The organism is Natrialba swarupiae, assembly GCF_008245225.1.
In the GTDB taxonomy this organism is placed as follows: Archaea; Halobacteriota; Halobacteria; order Halobacteriales; family Natrialbaceae; genus Natrarchaeobius; species Natrarchaeobius swarupiae.
Genome location: NZ_VTAW01000007.1, coordinates 95,683 through 112,625 on the forward strand (window position 1 = coordinate 95,683; position 16,943 = coordinate 112,625).

Consider the following 16,943-nt stretch of genomic DNA (forward strand, 5'->3'; position numbering starts at 1 on the left):
CACAGTCGGGCAGACCTACAATACATAGAAACCAAGGGTGAATAATATAATCTCATATAGAAGTATATAACGAGCGTATGGTGAGCGAAAATGTTTTTAACTAATCAAAGAAAGTGGATAAGTGTGTCAACAATCAACATCTCACAGGCACAGATACCGGAAGGTGAATCAGAGTGGGTCGAAATCGACGTCGGTGTCGACTCCGACCTCTCGACTGTCACGTTACATCTCTACGTCATCAACGGTGAGCGAGAGGGACCGACACTCTGGCTGCAGGGTGGGATTCACGGAAACGAACAGGGTGGGTCCCTGGCCGTAAGAGACCTCGCCCTCGAGCTCGATCCCAGCGAGATTTCGGGAGCGGTAATCGCTCTTCCGGTGTCGAATCCATCCGGGTTCGCGAACAAACGTCGCGGGTCACAAATCAATCACGTCGGTCCGAGGGACGTCAACAGCCTCTTTCCAGGAGATCCAGACGGGACGTTTCCCGAACGGCTCGCAGACGAAATTTTCTCGCTGATTCGGTCACATGCGGATGCCGTTATCAATGCCCACAGTGCAGATGGAGAGACGATAATGCACACCGAGTTTGCGTACGTTCCAATGAGCGATACCACGACTGACGAACGGACGAGTAAACTCGGATCTGCCTCCGGAATTACACATCTCGTCGAGTTGGATACCACGGAAATGAGCGGCTGGATGACCGCCGAACTCGTCGAACGTGGCATTCCGTCGATCATCGTCGAGTCCGGGTCCGGGACTCACGTATACGAGTGGGCATACGAAACCTACCGGCGGAGCATACAAAATGTCGCCCGGCATCTGGACATTCTCGACGGCAAACCGGAGGAAACCGACTCGTCCCAGACGGTGTACTCCGATCTCGTGTTTCTAAACGCAGGTGAAGGCGGGTTCGTCGAAACGTTCGTTCGCGGCGGAGACGAAGTCGAATCCGGAGAGTCACTCGCCGAAATTACGGATCTCAAAGGTCGGCAACGTGAACTGATCACGTCACCGTGTGATGGAACGGTGTTTGCGATTCGGTCGTTTCCCACCGCCAGACCCGGTGACCTCGTCATCGAGATGGCCCCCGCACCGACTCCAACCGACGACGCAGAGTGACTCGTAACGGGACACCGGAAACGAACGCTGTTATCCTGCGTCGAGATCCGTTATCGAGACGCCACGACGGCGTAAAAACGCACCAGCATCTGTTTTCGCTCGAGGATGAGTGATTCTCGGTCGCGTCGTGAGCCTAACAAAACGATTATCACTCCACTAACTCTCGGTGGGAGTATGATCGACGTTGGGACGGAAGAACTACTCGAGGAGACCCCCCAGATCGTGACGGTCGAGGGGAACCGATACGTACTCCACGAACGTGAAAACGGAGACGTTGCGCTGTACAGTGCCATCTGTCCCCATCAGCGCGGGCGAATCACGGCTCGAGAGGAGATACTCTTGTGCCCAAACCACCGGTGGAAGTTCGACCCCGAGACCGGCGAGTGTCTGACCGTAGACGACGAACGACTTCCGGCAGTCCCCGTCAGCCGAGAGGACGGGTCGCTCGTGGTTGAGACGTTACCCAGCAAAATTGCGTAATCTCCCGGTGAGTTTTTAGTACTCCGCCACGCGTCGACTACAGGGTCAAATTCGGTGGTGTGGGCCGTTCGACCCTCCTGTTTAGGCTTACCAAAGCAGTAAATCGCGTGACGCGGACCGCAATGAGTCGATCCCGGTCGATCGAAGACCGCCGGGTGATCGACCGGCAATCAGGTATCACAGACCGTACGAGACAATCGACAGTAATCGATTTTCTTGTTGCACGCTCGCTCGTGAATCGGGTGTCAGTGCCATCGGTGATGGCCACTCGAGTGCACGCAGTGAGCAGATCGTTACAACGGGTACGAAAGTCCGGGAGGGCATCCGGTCGTAGTACGAATCCACAAGTAATTCGACGTGTCCTGCAAGGATTGTTGATTAGCTATGTGGACAGACAATCAATAGGAACAGGTGAATCGTTTTACGTAATTCAAACCACTCCCCAGTTACCGACAGTATCTATAATACCCTTAGTCAATTATTCCATATCTTCTTGATAAGAAATAAAAGCTAGCGGTTTGATAATCCATGGTGACACACCGCACAGTATTCCGTAACACATTCCGACGGAGAACAGATCAGGGCCAAAGCCGCCCAGATTTGACACCCACTCGGGGCCGGAAAACGGGAGGGTTCGACGGGTAACGGGTATCGGGACCCGTGCGGAGAGTATCCGCTCGTGGAATTGATGTTACAGGCATATACTCGGTGGTGAAGCTATACGGGTGCTACTCTACTATAGTAGCCACTGATGCGGACGACGATGGGTCTATACCGACCAATCACACGATGGAGAGCGACCGACCGGCAACCAGATATGGGTTAGTCGACGCAGGGTGAGTCCGTACACGGGACCGAGCGACGTGAGCGAGTCGGAGACCACGAAACATCCGGTTAGCGACGGTCATCGCTAACTCATTGCTGATCGTACCAGTTGGGACGATAGGATACAGCAAGGTGGCGAAACGCAGAACAGCCACTCATACGGTTTACTGTCCCAGTGGACCAGCGCAACCGCCACTTGATTCGCGGACGTATAAAAAGTATCTGACAGGAAACGGTATCAGAGTGGGAGTGATTATATAACAGGAACACCGATACGATACGGTAAGATGGGGTTCACACACTCGCACTCGGAAGTAGTTCCGGCGTCGACTGCTCGAGCGTATCAGGTGGCCGCACATCAGCGGTTTCGGATCGTAGCACACGAGGGCGCACAGGTTTGTGACGCAGCCTTCGTTGGTGCCGACAACCACTCCGTCACTTATAGCTCGGACCTATCCGTGCTGTTCAACCAGCTCGAGGGGACAGGCGATATCCACAGCCTCGAGACGCTGTATTCTCGCCCACCGGACACGGAGCCAATGGTACGTGTGACTGAAGATACGATCGGTCACCATTTCCCGTGGGCCGGGGGGATGTGCTGTTCGTACTTATACGAGATACGTGACGACGAACCATCTCACGAGAACTGCGCGGACAACCTGCTTACGGCCCTCAACGAGCGTGGTCTTTCGCTAGAGAAGGTACCGGAAGTGTTCAACATCGGAATGCACGTTACCGTCGAGGACGATCAAATCCAGTACCTACCTCCGGAGTTTGGCCGGGGAGATTACATCGAACTCGAACCCCAGATCGATCTGATCGTCGGGATTTCCTCGTGTCCAAACGATACGACAATCATGAACGAATCCGAGCCGAAATCACTGGAGATCCAGTTCGAGGACCCGCCGCGGTAAGTCGTACGTCCGACAAGCGTAGGACCTCTCCGAAACCAAGCATTCAGTGTCCCACGTCAGTAGTGAGAAAGCCAGCATGAGATTCGGACGCTATCTCACGAACTCGAGCGACAATCAGTCATCGCAGACCGTATGAGTGCTGTCGATCGATTGCATAGGCCTGCTGTAACCGAAGAGAGATCGTTGGTGGGTATCCATTGCGACACAAACCTTAATATTCTCGTAGACCATTCTGAATCATGAAAATAGGGTACGCAATCGACGCCTTCCAGTCGCTCGACAGTGACTCGGCCAGTGCAGGCGATGACGTCGTCTCAGGTGCACAGGCCGCATACGATAGTGATTTCGATTACGTGGAGTGTCCCGATCACCACATCAGTGACGACCGCCACTTCTTCCAACATCTTCCGACCGCATCCCGGCTATCCGCGACGTTCGACCACGTCGCGGTCATGTGTCTCCTTCCACTATACGACCCGGTGTATCTCGCCGAACGACTCGGTACGCTCGATTGCTTCGTCGACCAGCTCGACCTGTGGTGTGCAGTTGGGGGGCACGAACCGGCCTTCGATGCGTTCGACGTGTCGTTCGAGAACCGTGCCGAACTGTTCGATGAACATCTCTCCGTCATCGAATCGCTGACAGCTGACGACGAGCCCGTCTTTTTTGACGGAGAGCACGTCAGCCTCGACGGCGTACTCATCAACCCACGGCCGGATCTCCGGGTCTGTATCGGCGGAATCGCAAAACCGGCGGTCAGACGTGCCGGACGGCGCGGCGATGCCTGGGTCGTCTCCGTCCAAGAAACCGACGACGACCTCGAGCGAAAGCTCGAGTGGTTCAACGACGCCGGCGGGGGCGACGTCGTGCTTCGTCGCGATGCCCTGATCCGCGACGATGCCACCGCGGCGGCGGCCGACGTCGAGTCGCTCATCCAGAACGGCTACCGCGGCTGGGACGATCCAGCCGGTCGGATTCTGTCCGGCGATCCAGCAACTGTCGCTGACCGACTCGAGCAGTACGAATCGCTCGGGGTAGACGAAGTCGTCATCAGCCCAGTCGACGACGCGGGCGAGACTGTCGACCGGTTTCGCGACGTCCGGAAATATCTGGGCTGATTGTACTCGTCGGGAACAGTTTCCGCAGTTGATCCGGGAGACGTCAGATCCGTCTCTCCGTCTGTGAGGTGTTGCCGGTTGAGCGTCGCTGGGCGCTCGAGCCGATCGTGTGACCCGATCTTGCCGCCGACTCCATCGATTTTGGGGTGAGCGCGCCGAAATCAGTGAGGCGGAGTCGCCCACACGGGCGGAAACGACGTCCAGTAACTCGGCGATTGCCTCGGCTACTCGCCATCGCTTAGAGTCACAACTGCAAACGGGACACTGATCGCCGATCCGTCCGCCGAGCAGGCGTAGAAGACGTGCAGTGGCGACTGTAGCCGATTGATCGAAGAGACACACGATCACAGACAGCGTCACACGAGACGCTTGTCACCGCTACTCACCCGGGGTGGGTATCCGTGGCCAACGACGAATTACGAACGGCTACAGAAATATCGGACCGGCACACCGTGATTTGACTTATACGGGTTCCTGTCGGTCAGTTCCGGTGCACCCGCGAACCCTGGGGCAGTTGTGTCGGGACAGTGGGACAGAAATCCGTATTAGTCGACTGTCATCGACTGCTCGAATCCAATCTGAGCCTCGGATTTCAGGGCTTCCCACAGATCGTCGGTGATTTCGTTGAATCTATCCGACGTCATGATCGACTCGTCTCGTGGTCGTTCGATGTCGACTTCGACTAGTTCTTTGATCTCGCCAGGGCGTGCGCTCATCACGAACACTCTGTCGGAGAGAAATGCAGCCTCAGTAATCGAGTGTGTAATGAACATCGTCGTTTGATTGGTTTCCTGACATATTCGGAGTAGTTCGCCACCGAGAATGAGTCGGGTTTGCTCGTCCAGCGCACCGAAGGGTTCGTCCATCAACATCAGATCCGGATTGAGCGCCAGCGTTCGAGCAATTGCAACGCGCTGTCTCATTCCGCCGGAAAGTTCCGATGGATAATTGTCTTCGAACCCCGAGAGACCAACTAACTCGAGAATATCGTGTGCACGGTCACGTCGCTCCTGTTTGCCCACACCCCTCATTTCCAGACCGAATTCGACGTTCTCGAGCGTAGAACGCCACGGGAACGTCGAATCCTCCTGAAAAACGACCCCGATGTCTTCTCGCGGTCCTGTAATTGACTCACCGTCTAACGTGATTTCACCTTCGGTCGGTTCGATCAGCCCAGCCACCATTTTCATCAGCGTGCTTTTACCGCACCCTGTCGGACCGATGACGGAGAAGAACTCCCCTTCATCGAGTTCACAGCTGACGTCACGAACGGCTTCGACACTGTTCGGTTTGTTCGCGTTGTACGTCTTGGAAACGTTGTTTATTTCTAATTTTGCCATTGTTAGATCCCCATCTGTTCGTCGGAGGTCATATTCCAGCGTTCCTCAAGCAGTTGTTGAGCGCCGTAGAAGATAATGTTGATTACAAAGGCGATCACGGCTAACACGGTAACGACGATTAGAATCTCTTCGCTGTTAAACGTTCCCATAGCATGCTGTAAGACCAGGCCAAGGCCGGATCTGGCAGCGAATAGTTCGACGAGAATAACCGCCAGGAAAGCACTATTGAACGTAAGTCGAAGAGCGACGACTAACTGGACGAGAATGTACGGGAGCACGATGTGGCGGAACATCTGATACCGCGAGACCTGAAGCGACTTTCCAACGTTGATGTAGACGTCGTCGATCGAGCGTACCGCCCCCATTGTAATGATCAGCATCGGGAAAAACGACGAAAACGTTGCAAACCCAACTTTCGTATTCAACCCGACACCGAAAATAAAGAGGAATATCGGGTACATCGTAATCTTTGGGACGGAGTAAAACGAGAGGAAAAACGGTTCAACGATGTCGTAGGCGGGTTTGTTAAACCCGAGGATCAACCCAGTGACACCGCCAATGACGGTCGCGATGAGAAATGAAATAACGACAGCCTGCATCGTCACGTTCGTGTTCGGGATAACCCATCCTGATTGGATTCCCTCATAGAGGGCTGAGAAGGTGTGGACTGGCCCTGGAAGAACACGTGGCCCAATCCACCGACTCAACAGCTCCCAGAGACCGACGATAACGAAGGGAACGAGCAGCCGGTAGAGCGCGATCGATGACGGTGTCCGATCCAATATGTCTTGAGTGCGTGTTGTTTTGGTACTCATTTCACGTCCTCCGGTGAAGTCTGTCTTCGATTCGGATCAGTCCGAGATTCACAACGACTGCTAGCGTTATCACTATCAGTAATACGGCGTACATATCTGCAGTCTGAAACTGCTGATAGTACCAAGAGATCTGGTATCCGAGTCCCGAATTCGAGAGAATGAACTCGCTTGCGATAACGCCGATAAATGCGTACACGAATCCAAGCTTTAAGCCAGTGAAGATATAGGGGACCGCTGCGGGGAAAATCACGTGACGAAACTGTTCTCGACGCGAAAGACCCATCGAGCGTCCGACGTCGATGAGGACGTCCGGAACCTTTGCCAAGCCGTTCGCAGTGCTAATAATGATGATCGTGACGCTCATCGCGAAGGCGATGAGAACGATAGGGAACACGTTCAGCCCGAAAACGATGATGAACATCGGGTAAAAGACGAATATTGGCATGGCGTACAGTACAATCAAGTACGGGTCCAACACCTGCTTGACCTTGTCGTGTCGCCACAGGAACCAGCCTATGACCAACGCGACCAGTGTCGCCGACACAAACGAGACGAACACGAGACCGATCGTCGTAATGATATCGTCCGTGAGTTCTCCCGATACGAGAAGACCGTACGCTGTTTCCACCATTGTGGAGAGTGGAACGTACGTTAGTTGGTCGAACCATTCAGCACGACCAACTAGTTCGAGCGTCGCCAATATCGCAACCAACAACGTTGCTCTACCGAGCCGTATCTGTTTACTATAGGGTAACGATGAAAGTCCTGTTAAACTCATATGTATGTGGTCGGATAGGTGTTCAAGTTCTGTTGTGTACAGCAGAACTCGTTAGAGCCAGTCACTCTGATACTCTTCGGGCAAGTACTCGTCCCGGAAGAGTTCCTCACGCTCTAATTCCTCGTCTTCCTCTAAGGTTCCGTCGAACTGAAGGACACGCTCTAAATTATCCGCGAACTCTTCGGACATCCCAATTTGGAAGAACGCCTCCGGTTGCGTGTCCTCTAAACCAGCGATGGCGAGTTCTTCGTCGAAGTCGGCTTCAGCAGCCCACAAACGCCCTGCTTCATCGACGTTGTCGTGAATCCATTCGGACGAGTCGATCCAGCCCTGGAGGAACCCTCGAGCCAGTTCTGGCTCCTGGTCGAGGATGATGTTACCCATCGAAAGGATGTCCTCGGTGTACTCCTCGACGTAGTCTCTGGTGTGCCATACACGACGTGTTTCTTCATTCCTGAGCATCTCCGTTGACGTCGGGTTCGTGTTGAGACCCACGTCGGCGATCCCTTCTCTCACCGCGGACATCACTTCGCCCAGCCCACCGGTATACAGGAACTCGATATCATCCAGCGAGATACCATCCGCTGCTTCTATCGATAACACTGCATTGGCTTCACCGGACGACGCAGGGTCAGTTACAGCAATCGTTTCCACGTCCTGGATCTCTTCGATGTCCGAGTCGACGCGTGTCTGGTAATCGATGTCCGGAACGGCTGTTGCCATACCGACAATGTGAAGCGGTGCTCCCTGGTTGAACGCTTGCGCCGTTGCGTTCGGAGGTGACATACCGACCTCGATGTCCCCCGTCGTGATCGTCCGAACTCCACCACCACCCCCATCAGTTGAGACGATATCGTCTACGCTAACCCCGTTGTCCTCGAAAAACCCCTCCTCCATACCAACGGTGAGTGGGAGACCGTGCGGAATAACAGGATAATGAGAGAACCCCACAGAGAGACTGTCGGTCCCTCCGTTACCCCCATTTCCGTTCGCCGACGTACCATTACCGTCGTCGTCGTCCGAATCCGGAGTCGGCGTATCTTCCTCACCCAGACAGCCTGTGACACCGATCGATAATGCCACTCCTGCGGTACCTGATGCTTTCATGAACGAGCGTCTGTTGGAACTGTGTTTAACCATGTGAGTTTTCAACACACTATATGTGTACATCTACAACGCAACTCCACCGTATTAAATCCAACCCATCCGGAAAATTTCAGCAGCCAGGTCAGAGAGAGTAGTGGTGGGAAAAGTTATATGCGAACCACCTGGTATCGTACACTGGATGTACATTCCAGAACTCGTTCCAGAGGACGACAAGGAAGTTCTGCTCGAGAAGGCTGGGTATGCCGGATCAGTCGGTTTCGGTGAGACACCAGCAGTCCTCATCGTTGACATGACTAACGCGTTTGTCGAAGACGACTATCCAAACGGATACGCCGAGACCGGCAAACCTGCAGTGGAAGCCATTTCACGATTGATGGACGACGCACGAAAGCACGGAATCAGAGGATACTATGCGAAAGCAAAGACGGAAGGAAGCCCAGTCGAACTCGGTAGATGGACGGAGTCGACGGGCCTGGGCGAAGACGACCAGGGCCACGAACCGACCGATGGCAATCCTGACGAGTTGGCCGACGGTATCGAGCCAGGCCCACAGGACGTCGTTATCGACGAGAAATACAAACCGAGCATGTTCTTCGGAACGCAACTCGAGAGTATGCTGAGTTACGACGGTGTGGACACACTGATCGTGACAGGAATGACGACATCGGGATGTGTCCGCGCAACAGTCGTCGATGCGTTCTCGTACAACTACCGGATCATCGTACCGGAAGAGTGCGTTGCCGACCGCTCACAGATTTCACACGAAACGACGCTATTCGATATCGACATGAAATACGGTGACGTTCGGCCACTCGACGACGTCCTCGAACAGTTATGAGGGTTCTGTCGGCAGCGAGTTACACTGCTGTCATCGGTCCCAGGGCCAGGTAACCGAGGGACGCACCTCTCGTCACAGATACGGGCTGTCATGAGTCGGTACGGGCCGACCATAGAGCAGCGGGCGATCGACCAGCAATCCGTATCAGTCGTGGCAGATCGTATGCGCCAAGTGAAGCTGACGAAGACCGAAAGAGCGCAATCGTATCCACGCCGAAACGATGTCTGAAGACACGGTCAGCCGGTAACCAATGAAAAGACACAACAATCATTGCAGTTCGCACGTACGGTAGTGGTATGGAATACGAGGACTTCGTTACTGGCGTTCGTGACATTACACCCGCTATTCCGCCGAACATTCCCTTCGGTATGCTCTTCGGCGCGACGGCAGTCGAGGTTGGCATCGCACCACTCGAGGCGGTTGGGATGTCGTTGTTCATGTTTGCTGGTGCTGGCCAGCTTGCCGCAGTCGACCTTCTCAGAACGGATACTGCCCTCCCAATCGTGCTGATAACGGTAATGGTGATAAACGTTCGATACATGATCTACAGCGCATCAATAGCCCCGCTCGTACGGGACTTATCCAGGCGATGGCGAGCAGTCATGGGATATGCCCTCTTCGATATAAACTTCGCAATACTCACGAGCAAATTTCAGATCGACGGGGAAACAAAGGAGTCGTCATCCAGGGTGTCGAATATACACCGGGGATGGTACTACCTGGGGCTTACGGTACCAGCGGTCGGTTCGTTCGTTATCGCCACGTATATCGGGGCACTCGCCGGCGGCGCCATCGGCGATGGATTGAATTTAGAGTTCGCGATACCGCTGATCTTTATCGCGTTGCTGGCACCCTCTATCGAAAATTTTGGGACGTTGATGACGGTGATCGCCGCGACAGTCGTTTCCGTCACAACAGTGGGACTGCCCTTCAACACCGGTCTGCTCGTAGCCATCATCTGTGGCGTTCTCGCCGGCGTTTCTGTCGATAATTACGATCGAATCCGAACCCGGGTGAGTCCCTGATGGAAAACCTCTCTTCACCGATGATGTGGACAGTGATCGCACTGTTGAGCATCGCCACCTACCTTCTGAGAGCATCGTTCGTTCTGGGAATCGAACTGATAGGTGAGTTACCGCCTTCCGTCAGAAGCGTCCTCCCCTTCGTTCCATTAGCGGTGCTTGCGGCACTCGCTGCACCGGATCTCGCATTCGCCGACGGTTCGCTCTCGATCAGTCTCCACAACGAATACCTCGTCGCTGGACTCGTGGCGTTCGGAATCGCTCGAAAGACCGAGAGCCTCATACTGACGGTAGTAGCCGGGATGGGTCTTCTCTGGCTACTACAACTGCTGTGAACTCCCGACGGACCCTCACGTCTCACAACAGAGGTCGACCATGGCCCGCGCGTACAACTTCGCCCCCGCTACGAGATCGTCGAGATGCATACACGGGTGCGTCGTCCCCTCGAATTCACGCGTGGTACGCGGTGGCCCACACGTGACCGCAGGCACGCCCACTTCGTTGAAGACGTTGATGTCACGCCACATACTCGTTATCATTGGTTGTGGGTCGGGTGGAGTTTCGTCGAACAGATCGTAGTGAGCGTCCGAGAGGGTCGTAGTGAGTGGTGAAACCGCCTCGTCGTCGGCGATATATCCACGGCGGAAGAGATACGGCTCGACCGTTGCGTCGATTCCTTCGCTCATCAGGACACGATCGATTTCATCTCTGACGAGTTCCGGACCGGCTTCGGGAGGGAGCCGGACATCGAGATACAGAGTTGCCGTCCCTGGTGCGACAATCGGCGCGTTCGGGTTCCCGGACTCGATCGCGCCGACACCTGCTGAGGGGCGCATCGTTCCGTGATCGTACTCTTTTGTCTCCGAGTTCGAATACTCACTCCCCCACTGCTCGAGGACGCGCACAGCCTTGGACGCCGCCGGTAAGGCCCCGGGGTGTTCGTCCATGACAGTGTCTGGCTCGTAGGCAGCCAGGCGAGGCTGATAGGTCGGCGATCCGGTTATCGTGATCTCGAACCAGACGACACCACACTCCATCCGTGCGATCGCATAATCCGTCGTCTCTGCAACGATCGCGTAATCACCGGTGATACCGCCGTCGACCAACCGACGCGTCCCAATTCCGCTTCCAACCGTACGGGGATCCCAGGACTCGTCGGTCGTCGTTCCTCCGATCTCACCGGCACTTGCAGTAAGATAGATGTCTCCAGCAGGGCTCACGTTCGACGCCTCGACTGCCAGTGCAGCCCACAGAAACGCTGTCATCGGTCCCTTGTCGTTGATGACGCCGACTCCGAACAGATCGTCCTCGTCCCGCCAGGCAGACGTATGGCTTCGGAGACGGTCGGGAAGGACCCGGTCGTCTTCCTCGGCGTTTCCGTATGCAGTATCGAGGTGACCGTTGAAAACCACTCGAGAGGCCGATTCGTTCTGAGATCCCGGGAGTTTCCCGACGACGTTTACTCTGTCACCGACGACAGGTTGCAAACGCGTCTCGATTCCGTTGGACTGTAGCCACGAGGAGAGGTATTCGGCCGCTTCTCGTTCGTATCCTCTGGGGCTGGAGACGGTAGCGAACTCGAGAAGAAACGTAGCGAGGTCCTCGCGGTGGTCTTCGATCCAGTCGTCGATCTGCTGTTGTGGCTCCATCGTTCCCTGAAGGTTTTCCGTGACCGGTATTGGTTGTTGGGATTGTCGAACTTTTGTGACTGGTACTGGGTGTTGGGATTGTCGAACACTCACGTTCCAACTGAACCAACGTTTAATACGGTCGAGTCAGAGGTACTCGTATGACTCGCGAAGCACCTGGTACTGATTCGTCTAGATCGATCCAGGCCAGCAGGGAGACAGCGGAGCAGCCTCCGTCGAAACGAGGTGTCGGGACAGCAACGAAGCGAACCGATATCGCATCGAAAGTCCGGGGAACGGCAATCTACGGATCAGACGTCTCTCGGCCATCGACGCTCCATGCGGCCGTCTTGCGCGCAGAAACGCCGCATGGAACGCTCAGAACCGTCGACACGACCGCGGCGACAGACTGTGACGGCGTCGTTGCGGCGTGTTCCCGATCGGAGCTTCGCGGATTTTTCGACGACAGGATTCGCCACGTCGGCGACGTCATCGCTGCGGTCGCTGCGACTGATCGAGAGACGGCATACCGTGCTCTCGAGGAGATCGAGTACGACGTGATCGAGCACGAGCCAGTTTTCGACGCGGCGACCGCCGTGCAGGCCGGTGCACCGATCGTACACGAAAACCAGCCAGACCTCAAGCAACACCGTCAACATCCGATCGAGGTCACCAACGAGGAGTACGTCAACAACATCGACGATTACCATGCGTACCAACACGGAGACGTCGACGAGGCTCTCAATACCGCTGACCACGTGATCGAACGGAGCTACACGACTCCGCGTGTCAGTCACTGTAACTTAGATACCCACTGCTGTATCGCATCGTGGACCGACGACCAACTCCACGTCGAAACGACTCTGGGAAATATCACGCAAGCCCAGGAAGAACTCGGAGACTTCCTCGAGATCGACCACGATAGCGTCGAGATCACCGTTCCGCCGACACCGTCTTCTAGCTTCGGCGGCAGATCGCTTCCAAAGTTCACCTTCGAACCGGTTGCAGCGTCGCTTTCCGAACGTACTGGTCGGCCCGTCCGTCTCGAGTTCCCACGTGATGTGGAGTTTTTGGCCGGCGAAACACGTCACAAAACGGAGTGGGAGCTAACCATGGGCGTTACTGACGACGGTGAGATCACGGCGCTCCAAACGAGTGTTATCGCGGACACCGGAGGGTATCCGAACGGGGTCGGCCACATCGTTCTTTCGAACGGTCGTGATAGACCGCTCGATATGTATCGAATCCCCAACTACGAGTACGAAGGGGTCTCAGTCTTCACGAACAACGTGCCAGCGGGAGAATATCGCGGAATCGGTGTGACACAGGGGACGTTCGCACTCGAGTCCCACATCGACGAGGTAGCACGAACCGTCGGAATGGATCCACTCACGTTCCGATCCCGCAACCTATTGGAAGAAGGTGAAGACCGCTCGAACGGTCGTGGGCCGATCGATACCAGTGGTGTGACGGAGTGTCTCGAGCGAGGGCAACGGACGTTCGAACGGATAACCGACGATCGATCATCGTCCAGCAACGAACTCGTTGGCCGAGGCGTCGCGCTCGGGACTCACACGACCGGATCCGGCGCTGGCGACGGGAGAGACGTTTCGGAGGCGGAACTGACGATGCGGACCGATGGGACGGTCACCGCGAAGACGGCGGGAGTCGAACTCGGCCAGGGGTCGGATACCGTCATGTCTCAAATCGTCGCACACGAAGTCGGTGTTCCGCCCGAAGCCGTACGAGTCGAACGATTCCCTGCGTCGGCAGCGCTCGATGATTCGCTGGGTGCAGTTGCATCCCGTTCGACGTACCTCATCGGTGGGGCAGTCAGAGATGCCGGTACCCAGCTCAGTTCGACACTGGTCGACCGGATCTCGACGGCGCTCGACTGTTCACCGGCTGATGTCCGAATCGACGATGGAACCGTACACACCGATCGATCGACAGTTTCGATCAGTGATCTCTTAGAAGAGGAGATTACAGTCGTGGGCCGAGCCACGGCCGACGACGCACCGGCCTCCTACGGTGCACACTTCGCCGAGGTGGTGGTCGACCCCGGGACGGGTCACGTCGACGTACGCACGTTCGTCGCCGCACAGGACGTTGGGTTTGCGATCAACCCCAAAATGGTAGAGGGACAACTCGAAGGTGCCGTTCTCCACGGCGTCGAGTTTGCGATATGTTCCGAACTTCGTGCCGATAACGGCATCCCGGAGAATTCGTCGTTGGCCGACTACTCCGTCGCATCTCCAGTCGAGATGCCGAACCAACTCGAGTGTGAGATTATCGAATCGGCGGAACGCAGCGGTCCGTACGGGGCAAAAGGGCTCGGGACACCGTCGCTACCACCGGTTGCACCCGCAATCGGAAACGCGATTCGTGATGCAATCGGAAACAGAATCACGAATCCGCCAGCGACCGCAGAACGCGTGTTTTTCGCGATGGCAGGGCGAGATTTCGACGAGGAGGTGCCAGTCGATGAGTGATCAGTCCTACAGGTTTCCAGACAGCATCGAAGAGGTAAAGCGAATACTCGATCGTCACAACGATGAAGTGACGATCGTCAGCGGTGGCCAAACGCTTCTCCCCCTGGTGAGAGACGGCACCGTCGAACTCGATCACGCTGTCGATATTTCGCGGATTCCGGCGTTGACGCGCATCGAACGGACGGCGGAGAAAACGGTGATCGGGAGTGCTGTCACGTACCGTGATATTCTCGCGAGTGAGAAGAGTGATCGCCACCCGATGCTCCTCGAGGCCATCGACGGGATCGGTGATCGTCAGGTTCGCTCGCTGGGAACTATCGGTGGCGCACTCGCATCAGGTGAGCCTGCACTCGATATTATCCCGGTGCTCTACTGTCTCGACGCCACGGTCGTGATCGGGTCCAGCGACGGGACACGACGAGTAGACGTCGACGCTCTGTACCGAAATGCGACGAAAGAAACCGAATTACGCGGCCCACGGGAAGACTATATTGGCTTGGCACCGGTCGAGATCGACGCCAGCGAGATCATCGAAGCGATCGAAATTCCAGCGATCGACGACGACGGCCATCACGGAGAAGACTACCGAAAACAGACGAACGTTGCGGGCGGATGGACGATCAGTGGCGTGGGAACGTCAGTTTCACTCTCCGCAACTCGCGACCGGATCGACTCAGCACGGGTCGGCCTTGCTGCGGTCGGTCAGACTGGCGCGTCTGCCCCAACGGTAGAGACAGCACTCGAAGGAACACCGACAACCATGCAAGAAATTACCAAATCTGTCGAACAGCTTGGAGCGGACATCGAGCCGACGACGACGCTCGTCACGAGCCAGTACCGGTTACAGGTTGCAAAGACGCTCGCATCTCGCAGCATTGCCGAAGCAGTAACTCGAGCGGGAGGTGAACTCGAATGACGGTCACAGTTACGTTCGAACTCGACGGAGAGAGCGTGACCGTCGAGACGAGACCCGATCAACCGCTTCGCGAGTTGCTCCGCGAGTCACTCGACGCCAAGCAGGTCAAATCCGGCTGTGAGAGCGGACGGTGTGGGGTTTGTACGGTCTTACTCGACGATACCGTTGTCAAGTCGTGTCTCACACCGGCACCCAAAGTCGATGGCCGCCGTGTCCGGACGATCGCAGATATCGGCACGGACGAGGACCTGCACCCGGTCCAGACGAAGTTCGTCGACAACTTCGCCGCACAGTGTGGGTACTGTACCCCCGGGTTCGTACTAGCGACGGTAGATTTCCTCGAGAACACCGACGAGTTCGATCGCGAAGACGCAAAGAAGGCGATCAAGGGCAACGTCTGTCGGTGTACCGGATACGAGAAGATCCTCGACGCGATCGAGACACTCGACGAGGAAACTGACGCCGATCGTGATTCTCCCCTCGGCACAGAGTAATCGTACACTGGGGAACCACAGCGTCACAATCTATATCTTGGTGGAGTCTAAGACCCATAGCAATGGCAAACCAACCATCCTTTGGGATAGTGCTCCCTCACTTCGGCCCACACTGTAACCGTGATTTTATCGTCGACACGGCAAAGCAGGCGGAAACTCTTGGGTTCGATTCAGTGTGGGCACGAGACCACCTGTACGTTCCACCGGAGAACAAAGAACACGGCGGCATCGTCGAACAACGTTTCGCCGAGGCGATGCAGGTGCTGTCACATCTCGCTGCGGTGACGGACGATCTAACCCTGGCCACAGGGAGTCTGAATCCCCACCGACACCCGCTGAAGCTTAGTCAGTGCATTGGTTCCCTCGAGTATCTCTCGACAGGCGACGTCCTCTGTGCAATCGGTGCCGGGACGTTCAAAGGGGAGTTCGATGCCGTCGATCTGCCGTTCGACGAACGGGGCCGCCTCGTCGAGGAGAATCTCGAAATCCTGCGACGAACGTTCCGCGAAGAGAACGTCGATTACGAGGGCGATCACTTCGCGTTCGAAAACGTAACGATCGATCCTCGGCCCGGCGATTCAGTACCACTCTGGTACGGAGGTCTCTCACCGTTCGCGGTTCGACGTGCTGTGGAGTACGCTGACGGCTGGTATCCCGGTCGAATGACCCTCGAGAAGTTAGATCAACGCCTCGAACAGCTTCACTCACTCGAAGCCGAACACGATCGCTCGCTGGATCTCGGCTATCTGTCGATATACAGCGTTGCACCGGAGACCGACGAAGCCATCTCACATCTGAATACTGAGGAACTCGTCCACGATGTGAACACGATTTTGCGAACGGACCACAGCTCACTCGACGATATCGAAGGGAGCTATATCGCGGGTGATCCGGAGACGTGTATCGAACAGATCCAGGCCCTGGTCGATCGTGGCTTCGATCACATCGTTTTGGATATGCGAAACTCGTTCGACGAACTCGAGTCGATGATGGAGTTGACCGCCGACGAGGTACTCCCAGCGTTCAGATAACCCTCGAGAAATCCAACAGC

16 protein-coding genes are annotated in these 16,943 nt (G+C 55.8%); 11 read left to right on the forward strand and 5 right to left on the reverse strand.

Annotated features, from left to right (window positions below):
• The first annotated feature begins 123 nt into the window (after positions 1-123).
• The 4 genes from FYC77_RS07555 (at position 124) to FYC77_RS07570 (ending at position 4,462) form a co-directional block, all read left to right on the forward strand.
• Positions 124-1,125: a succinylglutamate desuccinylase/aspartoacylase family protein gene (locus FYC77_RS07555; RefSeq protein WP_162354488.1), complete on the forward strand. Its 1,002-nt coding sequence runs from the start codon at positions 124-126 to the stop codon at positions 1,123-1,125.
• Between the two features lie 174 nt (positions 1,126-1,299).
• Positions 1,300-1,605 carry a Rieske (2Fe-2S) protein gene (locus tag FYC77_RS07560; RefSeq protein ID WP_162354489.1) on the forward strand — a complete coding sequence of 102 codons (306 nt, stop codon included), beginning with the start codon at positions 1,300-1,302 and terminating at the stop codon, positions 1,603-1,605.
• Positions 1,606-2,717: 1,112 nt separating this feature from the next.
• Complete coding sequence (locus FYC77_RS07565) at positions 2,718-3,344, forward strand: DUF1989 domain-containing protein (RefSeq protein ID WP_149080903.1); 627 nt, start codon at positions 2,718-2,720, stop codon at positions 3,342-3,344.
• 239 nt (positions 3,345-3,583) lie between these two features.
• A complete protein-coding gene (locus FYC77_RS07570) occupies positions 3,584-4,462 on the forward strand; it encodes an LLM class flavin-dependent oxidoreductase (RefSeq protein ID WP_149080904.1) in 879 nt (292 codons plus the stop codon).
• Positions 4,463-5,007: 545 nt separating this feature from the next.
• Here FYC77_RS07570 and FYC77_RS07575 read toward each other — a convergent pair.
• From FYC77_RS07575 to FYC77_RS07590, 4 genes are all read right to left on the reverse strand, one after another.
• On the reverse strand, positions 5,008-5,802 hold the full coding sequence (locus FYC77_RS07575; RefSeq protein WP_149080905.1) for an ABC transporter ATP-binding protein: 795 nt from the start codon (positions 5,800-5,802) through the stop codon (positions 5,008-5,010).
• Positions 5,803-5,804: 2 nt separating this feature from the next.
• Positions 5,805-6,617, reverse strand: coding sequence for an ABC transporter permease (locus FYC77_RS07580; protein WP_149080906.1), 813 nt, complete (start codon positions 6,615-6,617; stop codon positions 5,805-5,807).
• Position 6,618: 1 nt separating this feature from the next.
• Complete coding sequence (locus FYC77_RS07585) at positions 6,619-7,317, reverse strand: ABC transporter permease (protein ID WP_160046000.1); 699 nt, start codon at positions 7,315-7,317, stop codon at positions 6,619-6,621.
• Between the two features lie 129 nt (positions 7,318-7,446).
• Entirely contained in the window at positions 7,447-8,565 is a 1,119-nt protein-coding gene (locus tag FYC77_RS07590) for an ABC transporter substrate-binding protein (protein WP_149080908.1), read from the reverse strand.
• A 115-nt stretch (positions 8,566-8,680) separates the two neighbouring features.
• Here FYC77_RS07590 and FYC77_RS07595 point away from each other — a divergent pair, with 115 nt between their 5' ends.
• From FYC77_RS07595 to FYC77_RS07605, 3 genes are all read left to right on the forward strand, one after another.
• On the forward strand, positions 8,681-9,340 hold the full coding sequence (locus FYC77_RS07595) for an isochorismatase family protein (RefSeq protein WP_149080909.1): 660 nt from the start codon (positions 8,681-8,683) through the stop codon (positions 9,338-9,340).
• Positions 9,341-9,636: 296 nt separating this feature from the next.
• Entirely contained in the window at positions 9,637-10,365 is a 729-nt protein-coding gene (locus FYC77_RS07600; protein ID WP_149080910.1) for an AzlC family ABC transporter permease, read from the forward strand.
• On the forward strand, positions 10,365-10,697 hold the full coding sequence (locus tag FYC77_RS07605) for an AzlD domain-containing protein (RefSeq protein ID WP_149080911.1): 333 nt from the start codon (positions 10,365-10,367) through the stop codon (positions 10,695-10,697). Before FYC77_RS07600 ends, FYC77_RS07605 begins: the two co-directional genes overlap by 1 nt.
• A 15-nt stretch (positions 10,698-10,712) precedes the next feature.
• On the opposite strand, the gene FYC77_RS07610 is transcribed toward FYC77_RS07605, so the two are convergent.
• On the reverse strand, positions 10,713-12,011 hold the full coding sequence (locus FYC77_RS07610) for a M20 family metallopeptidase (protein ID WP_149080912.1): 1,299 nt from the start codon (positions 12,009-12,011) through the stop codon (positions 10,713-10,715).
• Positions 12,012-12,151: 140 nt separating this feature from the next.
• On the opposite strand from FYC77_RS07610, the gene FYC77_RS07615 reads away from it, so the two are divergent.
• From FYC77_RS07615 to FYC77_RS07630, 4 genes are all read left to right on the forward strand, one after another.
• Positions 12,152-14,482 (forward strand): xanthine dehydrogenase family protein molybdopterin-binding subunit, encoded by a 2,331-nt coding sequence (locus tag FYC77_RS07615; protein ID WP_149080913.1) that lies wholly within the window; start codon positions 12,152-12,154, stop codon positions 14,480-14,482.
• On the forward strand, positions 14,475-15,398 hold the full coding sequence (locus FYC77_RS07620) for an FAD binding domain-containing protein (protein ID WP_162354491.1): 924 nt from the start codon (positions 14,475-14,477) through the stop codon (positions 15,396-15,398). Before FYC77_RS07615 ends, FYC77_RS07620 begins: the two co-directional genes overlap by 8 nt.
• A complete protein-coding gene (locus tag FYC77_RS07625) occupies positions 15,395-15,892 on the forward strand; it encodes a (2Fe-2S)-binding protein (protein ID WP_149080915.1) in 498 nt (165 codons plus the stop codon). Before FYC77_RS07620 ends, FYC77_RS07625 begins: the two co-directional genes overlap by 4 nt.
• Before the next feature lie 62 nt (positions 15,893-15,954).
• Positions 15,955-16,923, forward strand: coding sequence for an LLM class flavin-dependent oxidoreductase (locus tag FYC77_RS07630; protein WP_149080916.1), 969 nt, complete (start codon positions 15,955-15,957; stop codon positions 16,921-16,923).
• Positions 16,924-16,943: the final 20 nt, after the last annotated feature.